At 73.3% G+C, this 25,986-nt stretch carries 20 protein-coding genes, 1 tRNA gene and 1 pseudogene; 6 read left to right on the top strand and 16 right to left on the bottom strand.

The window, feature by feature from the left end:
• Window positions 1-5 precede the first annotated feature (5 nt).
• Window positions 6-1,445 carry an amidase gene (locus tag ASG04_RS14765; protein ID WP_056125894.1) on the top strand — a complete coding sequence of 480 codons (1,440 nt, stop codon included), beginning with the start codon at window positions 6-8 and terminating at the stop codon, window positions 1,443-1,445.
• Window positions 1,446-1,452: 7 nt separating this feature from the next.
• Here the strand turns inward: ASG04_RS14765 and ASG04_RS14760 are convergent, their stop codons facing one another.
• From ASG04_RS14760 to ASG04_RS14735, 6 genes are read right to left on the bottom strand one after another with little or no spacing between them, the layout of a single operon-like run.
• Complete coding sequence (locus tag ASG04_RS14760) at window positions 1,453-2,232, bottom strand: ABC transporter ATP-binding protein (RefSeq protein ID WP_082518240.1); 780 nt, start codon at window positions 2,230-2,232, stop codon at window positions 1,453-1,455.
• Complete coding sequence (locus ASG04_RS14755) at window positions 2,229-3,035, bottom strand: ABC transporter ATP-binding protein (protein ID WP_056125892.1); 807 nt, start codon at window positions 3,033-3,035, stop codon at window positions 2,229-2,231. Before ASG04_RS14755 ends, ASG04_RS14760 begins: the two co-directional genes overlap by 4 nt.
• On the bottom strand, window positions 3,032-3,937 hold the full coding sequence (locus ASG04_RS14750; RefSeq protein WP_056125890.1) for an ABC transporter permease: 906 nt from the start codon (window positions 3,935-3,937) through the stop codon (window positions 3,032-3,034). The genes ASG04_RS14755 and ASG04_RS14750 overlap by 4 nt, the downstream gene beginning before the upstream one ends.
• A complete protein-coding gene (locus ASG04_RS14745; RefSeq protein WP_056125889.1) occupies window positions 3,937-4,887 on the bottom strand; it encodes an ABC transporter permease in 951 nt (316 codons plus the stop codon). The genes ASG04_RS14750 and ASG04_RS14745 overlap by 1 nt, the downstream gene beginning before the upstream one ends.
• A gap of 20 nt (window positions 4,888-4,907) precedes the next feature.
• Entirely contained in the window at window positions 4,908-6,458 is a 1,551-nt protein-coding gene (locus tag ASG04_RS14740; RefSeq protein WP_056125888.1) for an ABC transporter substrate-binding protein, read from the bottom strand.
• A gap of 57 nt (window positions 6,459-6,515) precedes the next feature.
• The gene (locus tag ASG04_RS14735) at window positions 6,516-7,457 is read right to left on the bottom strand and encodes an alpha/beta fold hydrolase (RefSeq protein ID WP_162241732.1); all 942 of its coding nucleotides are present in this window, start codon (window positions 7,455-7,457) and stop codon (window positions 6,516-6,518) included.
• A 64-nt stretch (window positions 7,458-7,521) separates the two neighbouring features.
• On the opposite strand from ASG04_RS14735, the gene ASG04_RS14730 reads away from it, so the two are divergent.
• Together ASG04_RS14730 and ASG04_RS14725 are read left to right on the top strand one after the other, a co-directional pair.
• On the top strand, window positions 7,522-8,442 hold the full coding sequence (locus ASG04_RS14730; RefSeq protein WP_235515562.1) for a siderophore-interacting protein: 921 nt from the start codon (window positions 7,522-7,524) through the stop codon (window positions 8,440-8,442).
• Window positions 8,439-9,263: an ABC transporter ATP-binding protein gene (locus ASG04_RS14725; RefSeq protein ID WP_056126128.1), complete on the top strand. Its 825-nt coding sequence runs from the start codon at window positions 8,439-8,441 to the stop codon at window positions 9,261-9,263. Before ASG04_RS14730 ends, ASG04_RS14725 begins: the two co-directional genes overlap by 4 nt.
• Window positions 9,264-9,368: 105 nt before the next feature.
• Here ASG04_RS14725 and ASG04_RS14720 read toward each other — a convergent pair whose 3' ends face one another.
• From ASG04_RS14720 to ASG04_RS14700, 5 genes are all read right to left on the bottom strand, one after another.
• A complete protein-coding gene (locus tag ASG04_RS14720; RefSeq protein ID WP_056125881.1) occupies window positions 9,369-9,725 on the bottom strand; it encodes a hypothetical protein in 357 nt (118 codons plus the stop codon).
• Between the two features lie 3 nt (window positions 9,726-9,728).
• Entirely contained in the window at window positions 9,729-11,147 is a 1,419-nt protein-coding gene (locus ASG04_RS14715) for a dihydrolipoyl dehydrogenase family protein (RefSeq protein WP_056125880.1), read from the bottom strand.
• A 76-nt stretch (window positions 11,148-11,223) separates the two neighbouring features.
• Complete coding sequence (locus ASG04_RS14710) at window positions 11,224-12,045, bottom strand: arginase family protein (protein WP_056125878.1); 822 nt, start codon at window positions 12,043-12,045, stop codon at window positions 11,224-11,226.
• Between the two features lie 46 nt (window positions 12,046-12,091).
• Window positions 12,092-12,817: a PspA/IM30 family protein gene (locus tag ASG04_RS14705; protein WP_056125876.1), complete on the bottom strand. Its 726-nt coding sequence runs from the start codon at window positions 12,815-12,817 to the stop codon at window positions 12,092-12,094.
• Between the two features lie 83 nt (window positions 12,818-12,900).
• A complete protein-coding gene (locus ASG04_RS14700) occupies window positions 12,901-14,814 on the bottom strand; it encodes a TPM domain-containing protein (protein ID WP_056125874.1) in 1,914 nt (637 codons plus the stop codon).
• A gap of 334 nt (window positions 14,815-15,148) precedes the next feature.
• On the opposite strand from ASG04_RS14700, the gene ASG04_RS14695 reads away from it, so the two are divergent.
• Entirely contained in the window at window positions 15,149-15,340 is a 192-nt protein-coding gene (locus ASG04_RS14695) for a hypothetical protein (RefSeq protein WP_056125872.1), read from the top strand.
• A 107-nt stretch (window positions 15,341-15,447) separates the two neighbouring features.
• Window positions 15,448-16,626, top strand: coding sequence for a GNAT family N-acetyltransferase (locus tag ASG04_RS14690; protein WP_056125870.1), 1,179 nt, complete (start codon window positions 15,448-15,450; stop codon window positions 16,624-16,626).
• Here ASG04_RS14690 and ASG04_RS14685 read toward each other — a convergent pair.
• From ASG04_RS14685 to ASG04_RS14665, 5 genes and pseudogenes are all read right to left on the bottom strand, one after another.
• Window positions 16,623-17,957 (bottom strand): M1 family metallopeptidase, encoded by a 1,335-nt coding sequence (locus ASG04_RS14685; protein WP_235515561.1) that lies wholly within the window; start codon window positions 17,955-17,957, stop codon window positions 16,623-16,625. The genes ASG04_RS14690 and ASG04_RS14685 overlap by 4 nt on opposite strands.
• A gap of 8 nt (window positions 17,958-17,965) precedes the next feature.
• Window positions 17,966-21,884, bottom strand: a pseudogene (locus ASG04_RS14680) (Pls/PosA family non-ribosomal peptide synthetase).
• 44 nt (window positions 21,885-21,928) lie between these two features.
• A complete protein-coding gene (locus ASG04_RS14675; protein WP_056125868.1) occupies window positions 21,929-22,972 on the bottom strand; it encodes a Gfo/Idh/MocA family protein in 1,044 nt (347 codons plus the stop codon).
• 371 nt (window positions 22,973-23,343) lie between these two features.
• Window positions 23,344-23,415, bottom strand: a tRNA-Arg gene (locus ASG04_RS14670).
• 99 nt (window positions 23,416-23,514) lie between these two features.
• Window positions 23,515-24,084 carry a hypothetical protein gene (locus ASG04_RS14665; RefSeq protein ID WP_056125865.1) on the bottom strand — a complete coding sequence of 190 codons (570 nt, stop codon included), beginning with the start codon at window positions 24,082-24,084 and terminating at the stop codon, window positions 23,515-23,517.
• A gap of 89 nt (window positions 24,085-24,173) precedes the next feature.
• Between ASG04_RS14665 and argS the strand changes: the two genes are divergently transcribed.
• Window positions 24,174-25,790 carry an arginine--tRNA ligase gene (argS, locus tag ASG04_RS14660; RefSeq protein WP_414835837.1) on the top strand — a complete coding sequence of 539 codons (1,617 nt, stop codon included), beginning with the start codon at window positions 24,174-24,176 and terminating at the stop codon, window positions 25,788-25,790.
• The last annotated feature ends 196 nt before the right edge of the window (window positions 25,791-25,986 follow it).

Here is a 25,986-nt window from a genome sequence, read left to right as displayed (position 1 = left end):
GGATCGTGTTCGAACTCCACCACCTGTCGGCGCAGGACCTCTGGGACTGGATCCGCCGCGGCGACACCACGGCCCGCGAAGCCACCGACCACTACCTGGCCCGGATCGCGCGGCTGGACGGCGAGCTCGGCGCGTTCGTGACGGTCACCGCGGACGCCGCACGCGAGCGGGCCGACCGTCTCGGACTTCTGGTGCCGACGTCCCGGCCGCTGTGGGGCCTGCCGTCCGGCGACAAGGACCTGTACGACCGGGCCGGTGTGCCGACCCGGTCCGGGACCGCCTCGTTGCCGCCGCGACCGGCTGCAGCCGACCACCCGCTCGTCGCCGCGATGGACGCGGCGGGCGCGGTGAGCCTCGGCAAGACGGCGAGCCCCGAGTTCGGGATGTCGTCGTCGTCCGAGACGGCGTTCGGCGTGACGCGGAACCCGTACGACACGCACCGCGCGCCGGGCGGGTCGTCGAGCGGTGCGGCCGTCGCCGTGGCCGCCGGACTCCTGCCGGCCGCCGTCGGGTCGGACGGCGGCGGATCGGTGCGCATCCCGGCCGCCGCGACCGGACTCGTCGGGCTGAAGCCGAGCCGCGGACGGGTGCCGTCGATGCCGGGCCGCAGCGGGGTCGGCGGGCTGTCCGTCGCCGGCCCGATCACCCGCACCGTCGCGGACGCGGGCATGTACCTCGATGCCCTGGTCGCGCCGACCGGCCTGGACGAACCGACCCCGTACGCCCTCGTGACGCCCGACGTTGGCGACGGCCCCTTCACCGCGGCGGCCGTCCGGGGCGAGGGACGCTTCGTGCTCGGGGTCCTGGACGGGTCGCCGTGGGACGACACCGTCGACGTCGTGGTCGACCCCGCGGCACGTGCGGCGGTCGACACCGCCGTGCGGGTGCTCGGCGAGCTCGGGCACGGGGTCGAGGACGTCGCGATGCCCCGCGTGCCCTACGGCGACCCCTTCCGCGTCGCCTGGGAGTCGAGCGCGGCGCGGCTGCCGCTCGTCCCGGGCATCGATCTCGACGCCCTGACACCGCTGGTCTCGTGGCTCGTCGCCCGTGGCCGGACACTGACCGGCACGGACGTGCTCGACGCGATGACGGCGCTCGACACGTTCTCGGTCGCGCTCATCCGTGCGTTCCACCGCTTCGACGCCGTCCTGACGCCGACGCTCGCGCTCACCCCGCGGCCGCTCGGCTGGTACGGCACCGATCCGGAGGAGGACTTCCGGCGCCAGTGCGCGTACTCGCCGTGGACCTCGATGGCGAACGTCGCGGGGCTGCCGGCGATCACGCTGCCCGTCGGGGTCACCGCGGACGACCACCCGGACGGCGGCGGCCTGCCGATGGGGGTGCAGCTGATCGGCCGACCCGGTGGCGAGCGGTCCCTGCTCGCGATCGGGGCGCAGCTCGAGCGGCGTGTGCGGTGGCAGCGGCGACACCCGGCCGGGTGGTGACCGAGCCCTAGGGGAGCGTTGGTGCCGCAGCGACCAACGCCCTCGTGACGGGGTGCGTCGGTGCGTCGAGCAGGGACACCGGGCCGTGTTCGACGACCCGCCCCGCCGCCATCACGGCGACGGTGTCGCACAGCCGCTGCACCACGCCGATGTCGTGCGACACGAGCACCATCGTCAATCCGAGCGAGCCAGCCAGGGACTCCAGCAGTTCGATGACCCGCGCGCGGACCACCACGTCGAGCGCGCTCATCGGTTCGTCCCCGAACAGGATCGCCGGCCCGTGCACGACCGCGCGCGCGATCGCGATGCGCTGGCGCTGCCCGCCGGAGAACTCGTGCGGGTACCGGTCCACGGCATCGGCCGGCAGGTCCACGCGCGACAGCGCCGACGCCACCATCGACGCGTGCACGCCCGGGATCCGCAGGGCCCGCAGCGGCTCGGCGACGATCGCGCCGACACGCATCCGCGGATCGAGGGACCCGTAGGGGTCCTGGAAGACCACCCCGGTCTCGCGACGGAACCAGCGCATCGCGGCGGCGGACCCGGACGCGACCACGGGACGGCCGTCGGCGGTCACGGTCCCCGCACTGGGGGCCTCCAGTCCGGCCAGCAGACGGACGAGCGTCGACTTGCCGGAGCCGGACTCGCCGACGATCCCGAGCCGCGCGCCGGTGGCGACCGTCAGGTCGACGCCGTCGACGGCGGTGCGGACCGGACCGGGTTCGAAGGGGCCTCGGCGGGGGAGCCGGTAGGTGCGGTGCAGGCCGACGGCCTCGAGTGCGGTCACGGTGCCCTCCTGGCGGTGGCGCGTGCCGCGTCGACGAGCGCGCGGGTCGTCGGGTGCCGCGGTGCGGCCAGCAGGTCCGCCACGGTGCCGGTCTCGACCACGCGGCCGGCATCGAGCACCACCACCGTGTCGGCGATCCGGGCCAGGACGGCCAGGTCGTGCGTGACGAACACGAGCGACACGTCGAGTCCGTCGAACAGGTCGAGGATGCGCGCCTCGGTCGTCACGTCGAGCGCCGTCGTGGGCTCGTCGGCGATGAGCAGCCCGGGCCGCCCGGCGAGTGCCATCGCGATGCAGATCCGCTGCCGCTGCCCACCCGACAGCTGGTGCGGGTACTGGCGAAGCAGCGACGCCGGGTCGGGCAGCCCGACGGCGTGGGCGAGGTCGAGCGCCGCGGCGTCGGCGCCCCGACGGTCGAGCCCGCGGTGCAGCCGGAGCGGCTCGGCGATCTGTCGGCCGACCCGGCGCAGGGGATCGAGCGCCGTCGCGGGCTCCTGGAACACCATCCCCATCCGTGCGCCGCGGAACGGCGCGCGCTGCCGGTCGGTCAGCCCGACCAGTTCCTGGCCGTCGAGACGGATGCTGCCCGACACGTCGGCGCCGGTCGGCTCGAGGCCCATCAGGGCGAGCGAGGTCATCGACTTGCCGGACCCGGAGGCCCCGATCACGCCGACACGACCGCCGGGAGGCACGGTGAAGGTCACGTCGTCCAGGACCGTCCGCCCCGCGATGCGGACGGACAGTCCGCGCACCTCGAGCGTGCCGGCGGCGGTCGTGCCCGTGGTGCTGCCGTCGGCGGTCATGCGGTCACCTCCGACTCGCCGGCGGTGCGGGCGCTGTCGCCCGCGGCGCGGGCGTCGCGGGCGCGGTCGCCCGTGGCCAGGCGCGGGTCGGATGCGTCGCGGACGGCGTCCCCGAGGAGCGAGAGCGCCATCACGACGAGGGCGATGGCGGCGCCCGGCCAGGTCGCGCTCCACGGGTGCACGCCGATGTAGGTCTGCAGGTCGGACAGCAGGCTGCCCCATGACGCCGTGCCCGACCCGGCGCCGTAGCCGAGGTAGGACAACCCCGCCTCGGCCAGCACGGCGGTGGCCATCGCGAGCGAGAGCTGCACGGTGAACACCGGCGCGGCGTTCGGCACGAGGTGTCGCAGCAGCACGCCGGTCGGCCCGACGCCCGAGGCCCTGGCCGCGGTGACGTAGTCGCTCCGGGCGATGCGGCGGATCTCGCCACGGGCGACCCGGGCGATCGTCACGCCGAACGCCAGGCCGACCGAGACGATGACGACCCCGAGCGACCCGCCGAACACGGCGGTCAGCAGCATCGCGGTCAGCAGCGTCGGGAACGCGACCAGGATGTCGAGCAGCCCGGCCGTGCCCTCGCGCACCCAGCGGGCGGTGAGCGACCCGAGGGCGGTCAGCAGGATGCCGACGACGCTGGCGATCACGCCGGACCCGACCGCGACGAGCACGGTCGTCCGGGTGCCGGCGAGGAGGTAGCTGGCGATGTCCCGGCCGACGGCGTCGGTGCCGAACCAGTGCGCGGCGCTCGGCGGGTCCCACTGGTGGAACGGGTCCGTGCGGAACGGGTCCTGCGGCGTCCAGACGAGCGACACCGCGGCGAGCACCACGAGCAGCCCGAGGACGACCACGGCGAAGGCCCCGGTCGGTCGGGCGACGAGTCGGCGGATGCTGCCTCCGGTCATCACGAGGCCTCTCGCTGCCGGGGGTCGAGGGCCCGGTGCGCCACGTCGACGGCGAACCCGACGAGCAGCACGAGGCCGGTCAGCACGAGCAGCTCGGACTGCACCTTGGTGATGTCGCGTCGTCCGACGTCGGTGACGAGCATGCGGCCGACCCCGGGGAGCGAGAAGACCTGCTCGACGACCACCGCGCCCACCAGCAGGCCGGCGATCTGCACGCCGAGGACCGCGAGCACGGTGAGTGCGACCGAGCCGAGCCCGTGTCGCAGCAGCGCCTGCGTGCGGGTCAGCCCGACGGCGGCGGCGGTGCGCAGATGGTCGGCGTCGAGCACGGACAGGGTCGCCGAGCGGGTGAACCGCAGGATGACGGCACCCTCAACCGCACCGATCGTCACCGCGGGCAGCACGAGCGACGACAGCGCTCGCCCGGGCTCGGACCAGCCGTCGAGGGGGAAGCCCTGCGTGGGCAGCCAGTGCAGCGTCACGGCGAAGAGCGCGACGAGCAGCAGGGCGGCCCACACGACCGGGACCGCGGCGACGGCCTGCGCGACGAACGTGATGACGGCACCGCTCGCGCGTCGGCGGAGCACCGCAGCGAGGACGCCGAGCGGGACGCCGAGCACCAGCGCCGCCGCGAGCGACATGCCGGCCAGGGGGAGCGTCACCGCGAGCTTCTGCGCGATCTCCGGCGCGACCGGGCCGCGGGTCACCAGGGACCGCCCGAGGTCGCCGTGCAGCACCCCGCCGATCCAGTCGAGGTACTGCACGACGACGGGACGGTCCAGGCCGAGCTGCTGCCGGAGCTGGGCGACCGTCGCGGGCGTCGCCTGGGTGCCGGCGACGACCTGGGCGACGTCGCCGGGGAGCACGCGCAGGACGGCGAACACGATGATGCTCGCCACGAGCAGGCCGACGACGAGCAGCAGCAGTCGCCCGACGAGGAACCGGGTCACGAGACGATCGTAGTCAGGCGCTACGAGACGGCGAGCTTCGCCAGGTCGAGGCGGGAGTTCCCACCGTCGACCGGGAACCCGGTCACCCCCGAGCGGACCGCGGTGATCTCGGTGGCGGTGTAGAGCCACTCGCCGGCCGCGTCCTCGCTCACGATCCGCGCGGCCTTGCGCAGGTCGGCCGCCTTCTCGTCCGCCGAGGTGGTGGCGATGGACGACGCGTAGAGGTCCTGGACCTGCTGGTTGTCGTAGCCGAAGTAGTAGTCGGGGTTCGCCCAGTTGCCGAAGTCGCGCGCCTCGACGTGGTCGACCATCGACAGGTCGAAGTCGCGGGTCCCGGACGCCGGCTTCTGGAACACGCTCGACAGCCAGGTCGCGAAGTCGACCCGCTCGACCTTCAGGGTGATGCCGACGTCGGCCAGCTGCGACTTCAGCACGTCGCCGATCGTCGCCGGGTAGACGTTCGCGTACGTCAGCGTGAGCTGCAGGTCCTGCTGTCCGGCCGCGGCCAGGAGCTTCTTGGCGTTCGACGGGTCGTACGCGTCGATGTCGGTCAGGTCCTCGTAGCCGGGGTCGAGCTCGGGGATCGGACCGCCCTGCTCGACGCCCGTGCCACCGATGGCCTTGATCAGCGCCTTCGGGTCGATCGCCTGGCGGATGGCCTGACGGACCCGCTTGTCGGTGAACGGCGCCTTCTGGTCGTTGAACGCGAGCGTGTACTTGTCGGTCGTCTTGCCGCTGTGCAGCGTGACGTCGCCGTTGCCCTGCAGCTGGCTCTTGAGCGTGCCGTCGACGGGGTTGAGCACGTCGAGGTCGCCGTTCGCCATCGCGTTGACGGCCGTCGACGGGTCGGTGATGTACCGGAACACGATCTTCGCGACCTTCGCCTTCGTGCCCCAGTACCCCGAGTTGCGGACGAACGTCAGTGCGTCGCCCTGCTTCCACGACGAGACCTTGAAGGGTCCGGTGCCGTTCGCGGTGTCGGACAGGTCGTTCGTGGCGGCCTTCTCGAGCACGAGCCCGGAACGGCCGGTCAGGTTGAACAGCAGGTCGGAGTCCGGCTTGCCGAGCGTGAGCCGGACGACACCGTCCGAGGGGGCGGTGATCGACGTCACACCGGCGAGCTTGGCGGAGTCGACGTACGAGGCGTTGCCCTTGACCTGCTCGAGCGACCAGACCACGTCGGCGGCGGTGACGGACTTGCCGTCCTGGAAGGTGATGCCCTTGCGCAGCGTGAACGTGTACGTCAGGCCGTCGCTCGAGACCTCGTGCGAGGCCGCGAGCACGTCGCGCACGTCGCCGTCCGCCGTGCGACCGACGAGCCCCTGGTACACGTTGTCGATGAGCACCTGGTCGAGCGCGGCGCCGGACTGGGTCCGGATGTCGAGACTGGTCGGTTCGAGCACCAGGCCGACGCGCACGGTGGCGTCGTTGCCGCCGGTCGGCGTCGACGAGCCGCTGCAGCCGCTCAGGGCGACGGCCGCTGCGACGGCGACCGCGGTCGCGACCAGCGCCGTCCGGAGGCCCCGACGGCCCCCCGGGCTGACGGATCGACGGGGGAGGAGCGGGCTCATGGGTGGTGGGTTCCTTCCGGCGGGGAGCGACGGCACGTCGCGTGCGCTCGGGAGAATCTACCGGCGCGCTGTGGGTTCTCCGCCCCCGTGCAACAAATCGTGACGCGACGCCCATTCCCGGATCGCGGCGGCCAGCGCGTGCGGCGCCTGGGTCTGCACCGCGTGCCGTGCCTCGACGGTGACGATCTCGGCGTCGCGCAGCCGTTCGCCGAACGTCCGCTCGAGCTTCGGGGAGACGTACCCGCGGTCGCCGCGGACGAGCAGGACCGGGACGTCGAGGGACTGCAGGTCGGGCCAGGCGTCGGCGAACCGCCCCACCGACGACGTCCGTCCGGCGGGCAGGTGCGGGAAGTGGTGCCGGCGGACCAGGCGGCCGTCCTGCCCCAGCCGTGTCGTGTGCCGTGCCTCGCGCAGCAGGACCTGGCGGTCGTCGCCGACCCGGGCCTCGATCGCCCGGTCGACGACCTCGTCCAGGTCGGCGAACGGCTCCTCGGTCTCGAGCGCGCGGGCGATGCGGTCCACGGCGCGCTGGGCGAAGTCCGGCGACATGTCGACCAGCACCAGGCCGGTCACGCGCTCGGGCGCGGTCGCGGCGATCCGGGCGGCCAGGATCGCGCCGAGGGAGTGCCCGACCAGCAGCCCCGGCGGGACCGCGAGGGCGTCGAGGGCGGCCAGGACGGCGGGCGCCGTCGCGGACGCCGCGTAGTCGGCGTCGTCCCGCCACGCGGACCGGCCGTGGCCGGGCAGGTCGAGAGCGACCGCGGGCTCGCCGACGAGCAGGGCCGTCTGGTCGAAGCTGTGGGCGTCGATGCCGAGGCCGTGCAGGTAGGTGACCCGGGCCTCCCGTCCGGGGTCCGCTGGGTCCTGCCACCGGATCGCGGAGACCGCGCCGTGGCCGTCGACGGGCAGGTCCTGTCGGGAGGCCCGGAGCGGCTCCGTCACGCCGCTCGCGCGGGCGAGGTCGGTCAGGTCGCGGAATTCGTCGTCGGGTTCGAGCACCACGCCAGTGTTGCACCGCGCTTTCCCCTGGATGCCTTAGGTAAGGCATGCCATACTCGAAGGCGTGGCAGTCCGGTACCGAGTCTTCTCCGTCCGTGTGGCCGCCGTCGTGTCGCTCACCCCGTCGTTCGTGCGCGTGACCCTGACCGGCGACGACCTCGGACAGTTCGCGTCGGTGGGGCTCGACCAGCGGATCAAGGTCGTGCTGCCGATCCCGGGTCACGGGTTCACCGACCTGCCGGACGGGCCCGACTGGTACAGCGCCTGGCGTGACCTGCCCGACGCCACCCGCAACCCGCTGCGCACCTACACCGTCCGGTCGTTCCGCCCCGACGCACACGAGCTCGACATCGACTTCGTCGCGCACGGCGACACCGGGCCCGCATCGCGCTGGGTCGCGTCCTGCGCCGTCGGCGACGAGCTCCGGATCGTCGGCCCCGCCGTGCCGTCCTCGCCAGCGGAACTGCCGTCCGGTGCGGCGGAGTTCGCTCCCGGGGCGGCGAACCGGATCCTGCTCGCGGGGGACGAGACCGCCGCGCCGGCCATCTGCGCCATCCTCGAGGCCCTCGACGTCACGACGGTCGGCCACGTCTTCATCGAGGTCCCCACCGACGCCGACCGGCTGCCCGTCACGGCGCCCGCGGGGGTCGAGGTCCGGTGGATCGCGCGCAACGGGGCGACGCACGGCGCCCGGATGACCGACCACGTGCACGCCTGGGCGTCGCGTGCGGTCGGTGACGACGGCGCTGTGTCCGGTGCCGGTGCCGGTGCCGCTGACGCTGGGGACGCGCTGGTCGACGTCGATGTCGACCAGCAGGTCCTGTGGGACGTTCCGCCGGCCTCCGACGCGCAGCTCTACGCGTGGATCGCCGGCGAGGCGGCGTGTGTCAAGGAGCTCCGCCGGCACCTCGTGCGCGGCGTCGGCCTCGACCGCCGTCAGGTCGCGTTCATGGGCTACTGGCGGCACGGCAGGGCCGAGAACTGAACGCCGCGGCCGGGCCCGCTGCGTCGGTCGCCGCGCCGACGACGGCGCTCGGGGCACGCGGACTGACGCTCGCCTACGACGACCGTGTCGTCGTCGACGGTCTCGACGTGGACATCCCCGACGGCGAGCTGACGGTCATCGTCGGCCCGAACGCGTGCGGCAAGTCGACGCTGCTCAAGGCGCTCGCCCGGACGCTGACGCCGTCCACGGGAACGGTGTACCTCGACGGGGCGCCGCTGTCGTCGTACCGCCCGAAGGCCGTCGCACGCCGGGTGGCCATGCTGCCGCAGACCCCGATCGCCCCAGACGGCATCACGGTCCGCGACCTGGTGTCCCGGGGACGCTTCCCGCACCAGGACCTGCTGCACCCCACCAGCGGCAACGACCGTGCCGCGGTCCAGAAGGCGCTCGTGCAGACGGACACCCTGGCGCTGGCCGACCGCGGCGTCGACGAGTTGTCCGGCGGGCAGCGGCAGCGCGTGTGGATCGCGATGGTGCTGGCGCAGGAGACCGGGATCGTGCTCCTCGACGAGCCGACGACCTTCCTCGACATCGCGCACCAGTACGACGTGCTCGAGCTGGCGGCGTCGTTGCACGCCGCCGGGCGCACGGTGGTCGCGGTGCTGCACGACCTGAACCAGGCTGCGCGCTACGCGACGCACGTCATCGCGATGCGGGCGGGGGAGATCGTGGCGCAGGGGCCGCCGGCCGCCGTCCTGACGGCCGAGCTCGTCGAGGACGTGTTCGGGCTGCCGTGCGTCGTCGTCGCCGACCCGGAGACCGGCACCCCGCTCGTCGTGCCCCGCCGCGCGCGCCCTTGAGGTTCCGTAATTTGCGCATCTCGGGCATCCGCACCGTTCGTTCGTGACACGTCGACGCGTGACGTGCGGCGTGTCGTGGAACCTCGGCGGGCCGGCGGAACCGAGTCAGCGGTAGCCGCCGTCCTCGAGCCCGGCCTCGACCTCGAAGCGGTTGCGCAGCGGGTCGCGACCGGCGACGGCGTACAGCAGGGGCATGAGCATGCCGTACCGCCGCCACTGCGTGACGTGCACGCGTTCGTGGCGCAGCACCCGGTCACCGTCGTTGTCCCGTGTCAGGTAGACCGAGCCCACGCAGGTGCCACCACGCCGGAACACCCACCGCGGCAGACCGGAGCAGACGACCAGACCGTCGACGACCCGGATCGGCCCGGTCGAGAGCGGCAGCCCCACCGCGAGCCCGACCCCGGTGGCGAAGAGCCACCCGAGCCGGGACACGGGTGAGTCGAGCAGCGGGTTGCGCACCCGCTACTCCGGACGGCCGTAGGTCTCGAGCAGCCGCAGCCAGATCTCGTTCATGGTCGGGTAGGCGGGGACGGCGTGCCACAGCCGGTCGAGGGGGACCTCGGCGACCACGGCGATCGTCGCTGCCTGCAGCATCTCGGCGACGTCCTGGCCGACGAAGGTCATGCCGACCACGACCTTGCGGTCCTCGTCGACGACCATGTTGGCGCGACCCACGTAGCCGTCGGCCTGCAGTGCGGCGCCGGCGATGTTGCCGAGCTCGTACTCGACCACGCGGACGTTGATCCCCTGCTGCCGGGCCTTCGCCTCGGTGAGGCCGACGCTCGCGACCTCGGGGTCCGTGAAGGTGACCTGCGGAGCAGCGGCGTGGTCCGCGGTCGCGACGTGCGCTCCCCACGGCTCGGTGTGCAGCGGCGTGCCCTGGTGACGCGCTGCGATGGCCTCGCCCGCGGCGCGCGCCTGGTACTTGCCCTGGTGGGTGAGCAGCACGCGGTGGTTCACGTCGCCGACGGCGTACAGCCAGTCGGTACCGGTGACGAGCATGGTGTCGTCGACGTCGAGCCAGTCACCGGCGGTCAGGCCGATGGACTCGAGCCCGAGGTCCTTCGTGTGCGCGGCGCGACCGGTGGCGGCGAGGACCTCGCTGGTGATCACGGTCGAGCCGTCGTCGAGCGTCGTCGTCACCAGGCCGTGCTCGTCGCGGTCGACGCGGGTCGGGTTGACCCCGAGTCGGACGTCGATGCCGGACTCCCGCATGGCGTCGGCGACGAGTTCGCCCGCGAACGGCTCCATACCGCCCAGCAGTCCGTGCCGCGCGACGATCGTGACCTTCGCTCCGAGGGATGCCCAAGCGGTGGCGAGCTCGGTGCCCGCGACGCCGCCGCCGATGACGAGCAGGCTCTCCGGGACGGCCTTCGCGCTCGTGCCCTCGCGCGTGCCCCACGGTGCCGCTTCGGACAGGCCGGGGACGTCGGGGAGCGTGTGCAGCGAACCGGTGACCACGGCGATCGCGGCGCGGGCGGTGTGGGTCGCGACGTCGCCTTCGGGGCTGGTGACCTCGAGGGTCTTCGGGGCGGTGATCCGCGCGTGGCCACGGAGGAGGGCGATGTCGGCGGACTCGAGCCAGGCGACCTGGCTGGAGTCGTCCCAGTCGCTCGTGAACGAGGTACGACGTGCCAGCACCGCGGCGGCGTCGAGCTGACCGGTCACGGCCTGCTTCGCGCCGTCGAGCCGCTTCGCCGCGGCCAGGGCGTGTCCGCTGCGCAGGAGGGCCTTGGAGGGCATGCACGCCCAGTAGGAGCATTCACCGCCCACCAGCTCCGCCTCGACGACCGCGACCGAGAGGCCGCGCTTGTGGGCGTAGTCCGCCACGTTCTCGCCGACTGCTCCGGCGCCGATCACGATGAGGTCGTAGTCCGTCATGGCGTCGAGCGTACGCGGAGCGGCATGGACCGGCCCGAGCGATGGGGATGCGGCGGTCGTGGACCTGCTGTGCGGCTCAGGACACCCGCGAGGCCGCGGTCAGTGCGCCCACCGCGCGGAGGATGACCCCCATGTCGTCGACCGCGCGGTCCGGGCTGACGGGTGCGAACCCCGTCAGTGCCGCACCGGCCAGCCGTCGGCCGCGCGTCGCGGCCTGGATGCGCTCGACCAGGGCGGCGCCGTCGAGGCCGAACGGCACGGGTTCGAGCAGGCCGTCCACCTCGGACGGGTCGAGCACGTCGAGGTCGACGTGCACGTACACGGAGTCGGCCCCGGTCGCGTCGACCGCTGCGGAGATCGCGTCCGGCGTTGCAGCGTCGACGTCGAGTGAGCGGATGCCCGCACGGGTGACGGCGTTGGTCTCGGCGTCCTCGACCCCGCGGGTGCCGGCGAGGACGACCGATCCCGCCGGGACCACCGGCAGCCCGGTGAACAGGTCGTCCGCCCGGTCGACGAGGATGCGGAGCGCGGCGGTCTCGGCGGCGACGGGCTGGGCGCGGTTCAGCGACCGGTAGCCGCTCGACCCGGAGATGCGGACGAAGGCCGTCTGCGGCCCCAGCGCGACGCTGCCGCCCAGGGCACTCGCTCCGTCGCCACCGATCACCAGGACCGGCTCCGATGCGATCGACACCTCTTCTGCCACGCGTTCTGCGACCTGCAACACGGACGTGTACCGGGCCACCGCGGTCTCGAGCCGGTCACCCGCGCCCGTCGGGACGTCGATGACGGTGGTCGCGGTGCGGGGGAGATCGGCTGCTATGGCGGCGGCTCCGTCGCCGAGGCGCATCGCGCGCGACGACGCCGAACCCTGCCACTGACCGACGACGAGGAACTGCATGTCCTCATCCTGGCAGGCCGGGCTCGGCGCCGTCCGTGCTCGCGGGTCAGAGCGAGGACGACCCGCCGGACTTCAGTGCCGCGAGTCGGGCCTCGACCTCGGCGTCCTTGCCCACGTCCTCGAGCGACTCGAACTGGGCGTCGAGGCTCGACGACTGCAGTTCCTGCTGCCCGATGACCTTCGCCTCTTCGCGACGGACCTTCTCCTCGAAGCGGTTGAGGTCGCTCGTCGGGTCGGTGATGTCGATGTTGCCGAGTGCGTCGTTGACCTTCGACTGGGCCTCGGCGGTCTTGGAGCGGGCGACGAGGCTGTCGCGCTTGGACTTCAGCTCCTGGAGCTTCTCCTCCATGCCTGCCAGGCCCTGCTTGAGCTTCTCGACCTGCTCGTTCTGCGTGGCGAGCGGCGTCGCGTTGTCCTTCACCTCTTGTTCGGCCGCGATCTGCTTGCCGATCGCGATCTTCGCCAGGTTGTCGAACTTGTCCGCGTCACTCGCCTTGCCCTCGGTGCGGTACTTGTCCGCAGCCGTCGACGCGTTCGCGGCCTTCTGGCCCCACTCCTGTGCGGCCCGGACGTCCTCTTCGTTGTCCTGCTCGAGCAGGCGGAGGTTGCCGATCGTCTGGGCGATGGCGCTCTTGGCGTCCGCGATGTTGTTCGTGTAGTCGCGCACGAGCTGGTCCAGCATCAGCTGCGGGTCCTCGGCGTTGTCGATGAGCTGGTTGACGTTCGCCCGGACGAGCGAGGAGATACGACCGAAGATCGTCTGCTTTGCCATTGCGGTTTCCCTTCCTGGGGTGGTGCTGGTGTGTGGTGGTGCCGTCGGTGGTGCGTCTGGGGTTCGGTCTCAGCGTGGTCGGCTCAGAAACGACCACCACCCGAGAAGCCGCCGCCTCCGCCGCCGCCGCCTCCGCCGAAGCCGCCGCCCCCGCCGAAGCCGCCGCCGCCCCCGCCGAACGAGCCGCCGCCGAAGGAGCCGCCGCGTCCGCCGAGGAGTCCACCGAGCACGATGCCGGTGACGAGTCCGCCGAGCTGGGCCCCGCCACCGGTGCCACCGCCCCCGCCGGGCCAACCGCCCATGTCGCTGCCGGCTTCGTCCATCGCCGCAGCCGCGTACTGCTCGGCTGCGCGAGCCGCCTGGAGCGCTCGCTGCGGGTCGGTCGTGGCCAGGTCGATGGCGTCGTCGAGCGCCCGCTCGGCTTCGGACAACCGGGTGCGCGCCGTCGTGCCCACGCCACCGCGACGCAGCGAGATGAACTCCCGCGCCTGGCTGATGCGTGCGCGGGCGTCGCGGATCGCGGAGTCGAGTGCCCGCTGCGCGCGTTCGTGCTGTTCCTGGGCGCCGCGGGCCGAGGCCAGCGCGGCGTCGATCTCGGTGTTCGCCTTGGTCAGGGCGTCGACCGCGGCGATCGGGTCCTTCGGGTCGAGCCGCTCTCGCAGGACCGTCTCCGCCGTGACGACGGCGGAGGCCAGCTCGGGGCTCTGCGCCCGCATGGCCCGGGCCGCGGCGACGTCGCCCTGGATGTCGAGCCGCATCGCGTCGACGCGGGCAGCGGCTTCGCGGAAGGTCGCGTCGGCGCCGACCGCGGAACCCGTCAGTTGCTGCACCTGGGCGAGCGCGTGCTGCCCGTCGCGCACGGCGACGACCGCCTCGCCCTTGTCGCCGCTGGCGATCGCTGCGTCGGCGGCCTGTGATCGCTCGGTCGCGAACGCGAGCACCTGGCGAGCCTGGTCGACGTTGTCGGCGACGGTGGCGAGCGTGCGGCCGGTGTACGAGCCCCGGACCTGGTCGAGCGCCGCCGCGGCCCCGTCGACCGAGGCCGGTGCTGCACGGACCGCGTCACCGAGCGCGGCGGCCGCGTCCTCGACGCCGTCCTCGAGCGAGCGGAGCTGGTCGAACGACTCGGTCTGCTCGGCGATGGCGGCGTGGGCCTGCTCGCAGATGGCGATGATCTGGTTCGACCAGTCGGCACGCTGCTGCGGGGAGTCCGGGACCTCGTCGTCGAGCTGCTGCTGGTACGTGAACGCCGTCCGCACGTTCTTCTTGGCGGCGTCGACCGTCTTCGCGAAGGGCTCGGCGGCGTCCGTGCCGAACTGCGCGGCGGCGAAGCCGACTTCCTGTTCGGCGGTGCGGAGTTCGTCGTCGATGGTCACGAGCGCAGCGCCGGCCGTGCGCTCGAGGTCGGCGAGCGAGGCTTCCTGCGCCCGCGTGGCGGCCGCGGTCCGGCGCTTGTTGCGGGTGCGGACCACCAGCACGACGACCACGATCCCGATCACGACCACGAGCAGCAGGATCCACAGCCACGTCAGGTCCGGCGGGTCCTGTGAGGACGACAGACCGTTCGCGAACGCGGTGGCCGCGCCGGACCAGTTGCCGTCCCGCAGCCCGGGGAGCAGGTCGTCGTTGACGGCCTGCTGCACGTCGGAGCTGCTGATCGAGGTCTCGTTGGTCTGCTGCACGTCGTACGTGCGGGCCTGCGTCGCGATCGACAGCAGGATGCCGTTGGAGTCGATCTGGTTCTGCGACAGCGTCGCCGCACCCCAGGCGGTGTGGTCCGACGGGTTCGTGAAGGAGTCGACGTACACGACGTAGAGCTGCGTGTTCGTCTTGTCAGCGAGGTCGCGGACGGCCCGCTCGACCGAGGACTGTTGCGCGGAGGTCAGCGCTCCGGAGTCGTCGACGACGTAGGCGCCGTCGAGCTGCACCGGGGCCGTGGCGCTGGCGGCCGAGGCCGGACCCACCACGAGCAGCGCCGCGACGAGCACCGCGGCCACGCGAGCCGCCCAGCGCCGGGACCGGACCCGCACCGATGTACCCCGCCCGCCCGTCGGGCCGTCCGTGTCCAACTGCCAGGTGTGCGATCCACGCTGGACCGTTCGCATCCGTTCTCCGTCCGTCCGGCAGCGCGTGCGCCGCGGCCCCGGATCCCCGGTGTCACCGCGCCAGGAGCGCCGTCGCCCGGAGTCTATCCAGGGGGCGCACGGTTCTGTCGGATTCCCCCAGGACCTGTGGAGAGAGTGGGGCGGGGGACGTCGCTTGTCCCCCGTCGGGAGTAGGATCCGACATGACCGTTTCGACGACGAAAGGGGTCGACAGATGGAACGTACGATGAACACGGAGGTCGTCCCGCTCGAGGACGGCTTCCACCGGGTGTCAACACCCGCCAGTGGCGTGATCGGCTTCGTGCGCGAGCACGACGGCCGCTACGAGGTCCTGCGGGGCCGCGTCCGCCAGGCCACCCGGTCCGAGGGGCTCTACTCCACGATGAACGTGGCGCTGATCGCTCTCACCCACGCCTAGACGAGCACACCAGCAGGAACGACCCGACCGAGACGCCGCCGGACCCCGGCGGCGTCTCGTCGTCCACTCGACCGCTGCGGCTCCGACTACACACGTACGGTGGGGCCATGGACGAGTCAGCTGTCTGGGTCCGCGTGACGGGTCGCGGTGCCGACGACGCGGCCGACCGGGAGGCCCTGCGCGCGTTCGTCGCGTCGGTCACGGGCGCGCTCCTCCCCTCGACGGCCGTCGGCCGGCGGTGTCCGCACTGCCGCGGCACCGACCACGGTCGCCCGTGGGCGACCGTCGACGGCGAGCCGGTCGAGATCAGCCTGGCGAGGGCGCCCGGGGCGGTCGCACTCGCGGTCGGCCCCCGGACCTCCGGCAGGGCGACGCCCGGCAACCGGACGCCCGCGCCACCGAGGGTGGACGATGGAGCGATCGGTGTCGACCTCGAACGCCGCAGCCGGCTGGTCGCGGCACCGCTCGACGATGCGTTCACGCCCGGCGAGCTCCGACGGTCCGGCGGTGACCCGGCAGCGTTGACGGCCTGCTGGGCTGCCAAGGAAGCGGTGCTCAAGCGCGACGGGCGCGGCCTGCGGGTCGACCCCGCGTCGGTCGACGTCGACCTCGCCCGGGGCGCAGCGACCCTCGGCACCGCCGAGTACCCCGTGCACGTCCGCTGGCTCGACGAGGACCTGGTGGTCGCGGTGTCCTGCACCGGCCCGGTCCAGGTCGAGGACCACCGGGGGCCGTCCGTCGTCCGCGACCTCGCCGCCGACGACGTCGATGCCCTGCAGCAGCTGCTCGAGTCGGTGCCGACCTACTCCGAGCGGGTGACCGGCTACCCGCCGGGGCCGTCCGACGCACTCTCCGCCCTCATCACGGTGCCGCCGGGGTTCGACCCGGCGGGCAAGCTGGGCATCGGGCTGTGGGACGGCCCGGAGCTGGTGGCCTTCGCCGACGTCCTGATCGGGTACCCCGACCCGGCGACCGCGTACATCGGGCTGCTCGTCGTGCACGGCAGGCGCCACGGACAGGGCCTCGGCCGGAGCATGCACGACGCGGTGCTCGCCCGGGTCCGCGGTGTCAGCGGTGTCGAGCGGATCCGGCTGGGGATCGTGGCGACCAACGCCGCGGTCGCGGAGCCGTTCTGGCGCGCCCTCGGCTACCGGCCGAACGGCGTCGTGCAGCCGCACCGGTACGACCGGTTCGAGAGCACCGTCGCGCTCTGGGAGCGTCCCGTCGGCAGCGGCAGCGGCAGCGGCAGCGGCAACGTCAGCCGCAGGGGCAACGTCAGCGGCTAGGGCAGCTCGGGCACGGTCGGCTCGTCGACCCACGGGCCGAGGACTGCTCGGACCCGGTCGGCGTCGGTGCCGGACGCCTCGACGAAGGCGTCGACGACGTCGTCCGGTGCGACCGTGCCGTGGCGGTGCCGGTCCGTGACGGTCCAGAGTCCGGAGAAGAACGCCTCGTCACCCAGGGTCCGACGCAGCGCGTGCAGGGCCAGGGCGCCGCGCTTGTAGACGCGGTCATCGAACATGTCCGCCGCGCCCGGGTCCCCGACGACCAGGTCCGCGGGCTGCTCGAGCAGGCCGGCGCGGTGCTGCGCTGCCAGGGCGTCGGCCGTGTCACCGCCGCGGTGCTCGGACCAGAGCCACTCGGCGTAGCAGGCGAAGCCCTCGTGCAGCCAGATGTCCCGCCAGCGACCGAGCGTCACGGAGTTGCCGAACCACTGGTGGGCGAGCTCGTGCGCGATGAGCCGGTCGGTGCCGTGCTCGCCGTCGACGTGGTTGCGGCCGAACACGGCCAGCCCGTGGGCCTCGAGCGGGATCTCCAGCTCGTCGTCGGTCACCACGACGCCGTAGGCGGGGAACGGGTAGGGGCCGAACCGGTCGGCGTACAGGGCGAGCATCTCGGGGACCTGCCCGAAGTCGGTCTTCGCCGCCGAGGCCAGGTCAGCCGGGTGGTGCAGGGTGACGGGGACCGGTCCGCCGCGGAGTTCGTGCGTGCGGTAGCGACCGATCTGCACCGTCGCCAGGTACGTCGCCATCGGCTCGGTCGTGGCGAAGGTCCAGCGCGTCCCGCGCCCGGCGCGCTCCTTGCCGAGCAGCTGGCCGTTCGCGACGACGTCGTACCCGGCCTCGCAGGTGATCTCGAAGCGGTAGGTGGCCTTGTCGTCGGGCCGGTCGTTGCATGGGAACCAGGACGGCGCACCGGTGGGCTGGGCGGCGACGATGACACCGTCGGTCAGCTCCTCCCACCCGATCTGTCCCCACGGACTGCGCAGGGGCCGCGGGGCACCCCGGTAGCGCACGTGCAGGGTGAACTCCGCACCGGCATCGATCGGCGTGGCCGGTGTAACCGTCAGCTTGTGGATGCCGGACGAGGTCTTCTTCGCGCGGACCCCGTCGACGTCGACCCGGTCCACCGACATCCCGTGCAGGTCGAGCACGACCCGGTCCAGCGCCGTGTCCGCGGTCGCCGTGATCGTCGCGGTGCCGTCGAACCGGTTCGTCGCGACGCGGTAGTCGACGCGGAGCTCGTAGTGGCTCGCGCTCCAGCGGCGGTCACCGCTGTGCGGCGTGTACGGGTCGGGGTCGGCGGCCGTCGGCGCGGCGGTGGTGATCGGCTTCACGGTGCCGGTCAGTCTGCCACGACGACGGAGTCGGGGACCGGGGCGGCGACGAGGGGTGTCCACGGGGCGCTGTCCCACGGCGAGATCGGGTTGCCCGCCCACGAGGTCCCGGCCGGCACCTGCTCGCCACGCATCACGAGCGACGCCGGCGCGACCGTCGCTCCGGCACCGATGCCGGCCGCCGGCAGGATCACGCTGTGCGGACCGAGCGTGCCGCCGGCGTCGACCGTCACGGTGTCGAGCTGCATCACCCGGTCGTGGAACAGATGTGTCTGCACGACCGTCCCGCGGGAGACCGTCGCCCCGTCGCCGATCGTGACCAGGTCGGCCTCGGGCAGCCAGTACGTCTCGCACCACACCCCGCGTCCGATCGTCGCCCCCAGGCTGCGCAGCCACGCGGCGAGCGCCGGCGTCCCCGTCGCCTGTTCGGCGAACCACGGACGGGCGACGGTCTCCACGAAGGTGTCCTGCACCTCGTTCCGCCAGACGAACGAGGACCACAGCGGGTGTTCCCGCGCGGCGATCCGGCCGACGAACGCCCACTTGGCGGCGGTCGACACCACGGCGGCGACGGCACCGGCGACGACGAGGACCGGCGCGGTGAGCAGGACCGTCCACCCGAACCCGACGGCGGACCACGACGCCAGCAGGGTCCCGCAGACGGCGAGCGCGATCGCGCCGGACACCATCGGGGCGACGAGCCGCAGGAGCTCCCAGCAGCCGCGGGCGACACGGAGCCCGCGGGACGGACGGAAGGTGCGTTCCTCGTCGAACGTCGTGACCGCGCGCCGCAGTCGCACGGGCGGGGAGCCGAGCCACGAGGACCCGCGCTTGGCCTTCTTCGGGACGGCGGAGAGCACCGCGACCAGGGCCTCGCGCGGGACGGACCGTCCCGCGCCCGTCATGCCGCTGTTGCCGAGGAACGCCCGGCGACCGACCTTCGACCTGCCGATCGTCACCCGACCACCACCGAGCTCGTAGGTGGCGACCATCGTGTCGTCGGCCAGGAACGCCCCCGACGCGATCTGGGTCAGGGACGGCAGCAGCAACACCGTGGAGATCTCGGTGTTCCGTCCGACCCGTGCCCCGAGCAGCCGGAGCCACAGGGGCGTCACCAGGCTGGCGTACAGCGGGAACAGCAGCGTGCGGGCCGCGTCGAGGACCCGCTCGGTGCACCACGCCTGCCACCCGATCCGCGACCGCACCGGGTGTCGACCCTCGTGCAGGCCGATGCCGAGCAGCCGGACGACGCCGACGACCAGGCCGGCGTACACGACCCCGGCGACGACCGTGGCCAGCGGCACGAGTGCCAGCGCGTGCCCGACGGCGGAGCCCAACGACTGCGCGCGCCCGACCAGGGCGGCGGTGACCAGCAGACCCACCGCGACCCCGACCACCGGCAGCCCGGCCACGGCCACGGAGCCGGCCCCGTACGCGACCAGCCACCGCCGGCCGGGCGCGGGGCGTTCCTCCCGTCCGTGCCGGGCCGACCCGACGCGTTCCGCAGGGGATCCCGCCCAGCGTTCGCCGTCTGGCACGGACCCGGTGACGGCGGAACCGGGTTCGATCTCGGCGCCCGCGCCGACGACCGCGCCGGGCAGCAGGGTGGTGCGGCTGCGCACGACGGCGTCCGGGCCGACCCGCACCCGGCCCAGCCGGAAGACGTCGCCGTCCACCCAGTGTCCGGCCAGGTCGACCTCGGGTTCGATCGACGCGCGCTTGCCGATGGTGAGCATCCCGGTCACCGGGGGCAGCGTGTGCAGGTCGACGCCCTGCCCGATCCGCGCGCCGAGCGCACGGGCGTAGTAGCTGATCCACGGCGCACCCGCGGTCGAGGGACCGTCGACGGCCTCGGCGATCCGTTCCGCGAGCCACACCCGCACGTGCACCGACCCGCCACGGGGGTGGTCGCCCGGACGGACCCCGAGCAGCACGAGCCGTACCAGCACCACCGTCACGGCCATCTTGCCGATCGGCGTCACGAACACCAGCAGCGCGAGCACCAGCGCCGGCCAGGGCAGCGTCGGCAGGAACGGCAGCGTCGTCGCGTGCAGGACCTCGGCGACCAGCGCCGTCCACGTCAGGACCCGCAGGCCGCGGAGCACCTGCACCGGCAGGCCGAGCAGCGTCATCGCGATCCCCGTCGCCGGCGGTGTGGGCCGCACGTCCCGGTGCGCCGCCGCGACGGGACCCGAGGCGTCGAGCGCGTCCGCGAGGGCCCCGATCCGCGGGTGGTCGTAGACGTCGGCCACGGTCGTCGCGGGGTAGCGCTCCCGGATGGCGGAGACGAGCTGCGCCGCGGTCAGCGAACCGCCGCCGTGCGCGAAGAAATCGTCGTCTTCGCCCGTGACCGGCACGCCCAGGATCGCGGCCCACCGCTCCGCGATCCACGTCACGGTCGGCGGGAGCGCCGCCGTCGCCCCGTCACCGGTCAGCGGCCAGGGGAGTGCCGCACGGTCGACCTTGCCCGACGTCCGGGTCGGCAGCGAGTCGACCACGGCCAGCAGCGGCACGAGCGCCGCCGGCAGCTCCTGCCGCAACCGGGCGTTCGCGGCGCTCGTGTCGATCGTGGCACCGGCGACCGGGGCGACGTACCCGACCAGCACCTGGTTGCCCGCGGGGGTCCGCTGCACGACGGCCGCACCCCCGGCCACGCCGTCGAGCGCCTGCAGCGCCGCGTCGACCTCGCCCAGCTCGATGCGTCGACCGCCGAGCTTGACCTGGTCGTCCGCGCGACCCTGGAACACCAGCCCCTCGGGGTCGTACCGCACCAGGTCCCCGCTCCGGTACGCCCGGTCCCACCCGAGCTGCGGGAACGGCGCGTACTTCTCGGCGTCCTTCGCCGGGTCGAGGTACCGACCGAGTCCCACCCCACCGATCACGAGCTCCCCGACCTCGCCCGGCGCGACCCGCTGCCCGGCCGCGTCCACGACCGCCAGGTCCCACCCGTCGAGCGGCAGGCCGATCCGGACCGGCGAGGACCCGTCCATCAGCGCACCACACGCGACGACGGTGGCCTCGGTCGGACCGTAGGTGTTCCAGAGCTCCCGGTCGCGGCTCGCGATCCGCGCGGCCAGCTCCGGCGGGCAGGCCTCCCCACCGAAGATCACCAACCGCACCTGCTCGAGGGCATCGTCCGGCCAGCGTCGGCACCGTCGACACCACGGTGATCCCGTGCACGATCAACCACGGCCCCAGGTCCACCCCGGTCCGCACCAGCGACCGCGGCGCGGGCACCAGGCACGCGCCGTGCCCCCACGCCAGCCACATCTCCTCGCACGACGCGTCGAACGCCACGCTCAACCCCGCCAGCACCCGGTCACCCGGCCCGATCGGCGCGCGCTGCAGGAACATCCGCGCCTCGGCGTCCACGAACGCCGCAGCCGACCGGTGGGTCACCGCGACGCCCTTCGGCACCCCCGTCGACCCCGACGTGAAGATGACCCACGCGTCGTCCTCGGCGGTGGGTGCGCTGGCGCTCGCCGCGGGGTCGACGACGGGGGACTCGGGCGCGTCGGCACGGCCAGAGGCCCGCAGCACCCCGCCCGCACCGATCACGCCGGCGACCCGCGCCTCGCCGAACACGAGCGTCGCGCGTTCTTCGGGGTCGTCCGCGTCGACGGGCACGTAGGCGGCTCCGGCGGCCAGCACCGCCAGGATCGAGACGTAGAGCTCACGGCTGCCCGAGGGGATCCGGATGCCCACCCGGTCGCCGGGGTGCACGCCCCGTCGGGCCAGGTCGTCGGCCCGTCCCGCGACGAGCTGCACGAGTGACCGGTAGTCGACCGCGCCGTCGGCGTCCTCGAGCGCGAACGCCTCGGGATGCGCCTCCGCCGTCGCACGGAGCACGTCGAGCAGGGTGCGCGCATCGGGTGCGGCACCACCGCGGGCGAGCTCGGTCTGCGGGTTCCCGGTGGCGACGGTCATCGAGTCCTCTTCCCGGTCGTGTGCAGGTCGACCGGCCCGTGATCCTAGGGGGCCGAGGTGTCCTGCTGGGGAACGTCGAGTGCCGCGCGGGCCGCGTCGAGCGCTTCGGCGACCCCGATCGCGTCGTCCAGCGAGTGGACCGGGGAATCCGTCCGGCCGTCGGCGACGTACCGCGCCAGCGCCGCGGCCTGCCACACCAGTCCCTGTCGGCCGCGCAGCCCGGTCGGCTCGGACCAGCGGTCGGCGTCTGCGCCACGGTGCACCGCGAACGAGGCCGGGAACACGAAGTGGTCGGTGTACCGCACGGTCGCCGCGCTGCCCGCGATCATCGCCAGGCCGGGGGTCCACGCGGTGATCGACGTGGTCACCACGGCCTGCGCGCCGCCGGTCGCGCGTGACACCGTCACGGACTGGAGGTCCACCCCACGGTCCGAGACCGCTCCGGTCGTGCGACTGGTCACCGGGGCGCCGGTGGCGAAGCGTGCGAACCAGTGGCTGTAGACGCCGGCGTCGAGCAGCGCACCACCTCCCACGGCGGGGTCGAACATGCGGTCGCCCGGGTCGGCGGGGTCGTGCGGCCAACCGACGTCGACGGTCGCGAGCCGGACGTCGCCGAGCGTGCCGTCGGCCAGCAGGCGCGCAACGACCGTGGTGCCCGGCAGGTACCGGGTCCACATGGCCTCCATCGCGAGCACGCCGGCCTCGCGGGCCGCGGCGGCGAGGCGACGGGTGTCGGCCCCGGACGTGGTCATCGGCTTCTCGACCAGGACGTGCTTGCCGGCCGCGATCGCGAGCAGGGCGTGCTCGAGGTGCTGCGGGTGGGGCGACGCGACGTAGACGATGTCGACCGCGGGGTCGGCGACGAGGGCCTCGTACGAGTCGTGGGCGGCCGGGACGCCGTGGCGTGCGGCGAAGGCGGCGGCGCGCTCGGCGGACCGTGAGCCGACGGCGACGACGCGCTGGTCGGAGTTGGCGTGCAGCGTGCTCGTGAAGTCGTTCGCGATCTCCCCGGGACCGATCACGCCCCAGCGGAGGACCGGCCCACCGCGCAGTGGCTCGACCTCAGGTTCCGGGAACACGAACGTCATGGCCGCGACGCTACCCCCGCCCGAGGCCCCCGACCGTGCTCGTGCCGGCGCCCCGCCCGCCCGCCCGCCCGCCCACCCGGCCCCCGCGAGCCCCGCACCCCCGAGGTTCCACAATTCGCGCATCTCGCCGCCCGGTACCGACGACTCGAGCACCCTGGACGTACCTGAGCGGCAAGTCGTGCGACCTCGAACATGACGCTGGACGTCGGACCACGGTCGCGGCCCGCCGCGATGTCGATCGCAGCAGATCGAGCGCAGCGGCGGACTTGGTCTACCGGCGGTACCCACGGGGATTGGTCGCGGCCTGCCGCGATGTCGCGCGCTGCCGACCGAGCGCAGCGAGGACGACAGCTTGCGCGGGAATGTCTCTGTGCCCCCAGGAGGATTCGAACCTCCGCCCCTGCCTCCGGAGGGCAGTGCTCTATCCCCTGAGCTATGGGGGCCCTGGGGTGTGATCAACCGTAGCAGGTCCCCACCGCCCGACCGGACCACCCGTCGGGGCGGCAGCCGCGGTGCGGAGGCGAGCCGGGCCTCCCGTCCGGTCAGCCTGCTGGCGTGGCCGACGCGCTCGGTGTGAGTGCCTGGCGGGCGGCGTCGACGACGGGCTGTGCGGTGCCCGGTTCGGTGAAGAGGGTCGACGACGTGGTGATCCAGTACGGGTCGGCGAAGGCGTCCGCACGGCCGACGTCGTGGGTCAGGGCGAAGTACCCCTCGACCGTGTAGGTCGGGACCGATCCACCGCGGTCGAACAGCGCGTCCTTCAGGTTCGTGAGCGACTTCTCAGGCAGTTCCGCGACGGCCAGCGTGATCGTGACGGAGGGGTCGTCGGCCTCCTGCCAGACGCACACCCGGCCGTGCTGCTGGGCGATGCGGGCAGCGGGGGAGCCCTTGGCGGGTGTCGCCGACGTGTCGCGGGTGAACCGTTCGCCGTAGACCGTGAACGTCTCCGCGGGGACGAGTTGTGCGCACGTCTGGTCGACGCTGCTGCCGGTCGCGGCACTCGGTGAGGTCGTGGGGGAGGCGCCGCCACCGGAGCAGGCGGCGAGGACGAGGGCGGCTGGGACGGCGAGCGCAGCGACGCTGATCGCCCGGGCGGGTCGTCGGGTGGTCATGCGGCCCATGATGCTGCATGTCCCCGGTAGACTCGTTCGCCGTGACTCCTGCCGAACTCTCCGCCGCGTACCTGTCGATCCTGACCGGGATCGTCGACCGACGTGGGGCCTCCGACACCGTGACGGTCCAGGAGTCGCACGCAGCGCTCGAGCGGCCGAAGAACCGGGCGCACGGCGACTGGGCGTCGAACGCGGCGATGCAGCTGGCGAAGCGCCTCGGCACGAACCCGCGTGCGCTCGCGACCGAGATCGCCGGCGAGCTGACCGAGCTCGACGGTGTCGCGTCGGTCGACGTCGCCGGCCCGGGCTTCATCAACATCACGCTCGAGGCTGCCGCCGCTGGCGAGGTCGCCCGCACGATCGTCGACCAGGGCGAGGCCTTCGGCCGCGGGGACCTGTACGACGGCGTCCGGATCGACCTCGAGTTCGTCTCCGCGAACCCGACCGGCCCGATCCACATGGGCGGCGTGCGGTGGGCGGCCGTGGGCGACAGCCTGGCGCGGGTCTTCCAGGCGCAGGGCGGCCTCGTTACCCGCGAGTACTACTTCAACGACCACGGCAACCAGATCGACCGGTTCGCCCGGTCGCTCGTGGCCTCGGCGCTCGGCGAGCCCACGCCCGAGGACGGCTACGGCGGTGCCTACATCGGCGAGATCGCCGCGCGGGTCATGGCGACGTACGACGGTGACGTCCGCGACCTGCCCCGTGCCGAGGCGCAGGAGCTGTTCCGCCGCGAGGGCGTCGACTTCATGTTCGCCGACATCAAGCAGTCCCTGCACGAGTTCGGTGTGGACTTCGACGTCTACTTCCACGAGAACGCGCTGCACGAGTCGAAGGCCGTCGAGCGCGCCATCGAGCGGCTGCGGTCGCTCGGCAAGATGTACGAGGCCGAGGGTGCACTGTGGCTGCGCACGACCGACTTCGGCGACGACCGCGACCGCGTGGTCATCAAGTCCGACGGCGAGCCCGCGTACATCGCCGGCGACCTGGCGTACTACCTCGACAAGCGCGAGCGCGGGTTCGAGCGCAACCTGATCATGCTCGGCGCGGACCACCACGGCTACGTCGGCCGCATGATGGCGATGTGTGCGGCGTTCGGTGACGAGCCGGGCACGAACCTCGAGATCCTCATCGGCCAGATGGTGAACCTCCTCAAGGACGGCGAGCCGATGCGCATGTCGAAGCGCAACGGCACGGTGGTCACGATGGAGGACCTCGTCGACGCCGTGGGGGTCGACGCAGGCCGGTACTCGCTCGTGCGGTTCGCCAGCGACACCGCGATCGACATCGACCTCGACCTGCTGACCAAGCGCACGAATGACAACCCCGTCTTCTACGTCCAGTACGCCCACGCCCGCACGCAGTCGGTCGCGCGGAACGCCGCCGCGTCCGGTGTCGACCGGTCGGTGTTCGACGCCGCGCTGCTGACCCACGACACCGAGAGCGCGCTCCTCGGCGCCCTGGCGGAGTACCCGAGCGTGGTGCGCCGCGCCGCCGAACTCCGCGAGCCGCACCGCATCGCCCGCTTCATCGAGCAGCTCGCCGGGCTGTACCACCGCTGGTACGACGCCTGCCGCGTCACGCCGCTCGGCGACGAGGCCGTGACGGACCTGCACCGCACCCGGCTCTGGCTGAACGACGCGACCGGCCAGGTCGTGCGGAACGGCCTCGGCCTGCTCGGGGTGAGCGCGCCCGAGCGCATGTAGCGCCACGCGCCGCGGCAGCACGGTCGGCCGACGTCGCACAACAGGGAGCAGCTCGCACCACGTGATCCCGTGGTGCGAGCTGCTTCCTGTTGTACGACACCGATCCGCACCGCGACCGCGGGACCGCACCTCGGCGCGACCGCGCCCGACGCGCGACCGCGCCCGACGCGCGACCGCGCCCGACGCGCGACCGCGC

It is taken from the genome of Curtobacterium sp. Leaf183 (assembly GCF_001424385.1).
Classification (GTDB): Bacteria; Actinomycetota; Actinomycetes; order Actinomycetales; family Microbacteriaceae; genus Curtobacterium.
The sequence above is the reverse complement of the archived record's forward strand: the minus strand, read 5'-3'. Positions and strand labels throughout refer to the sequence as shown.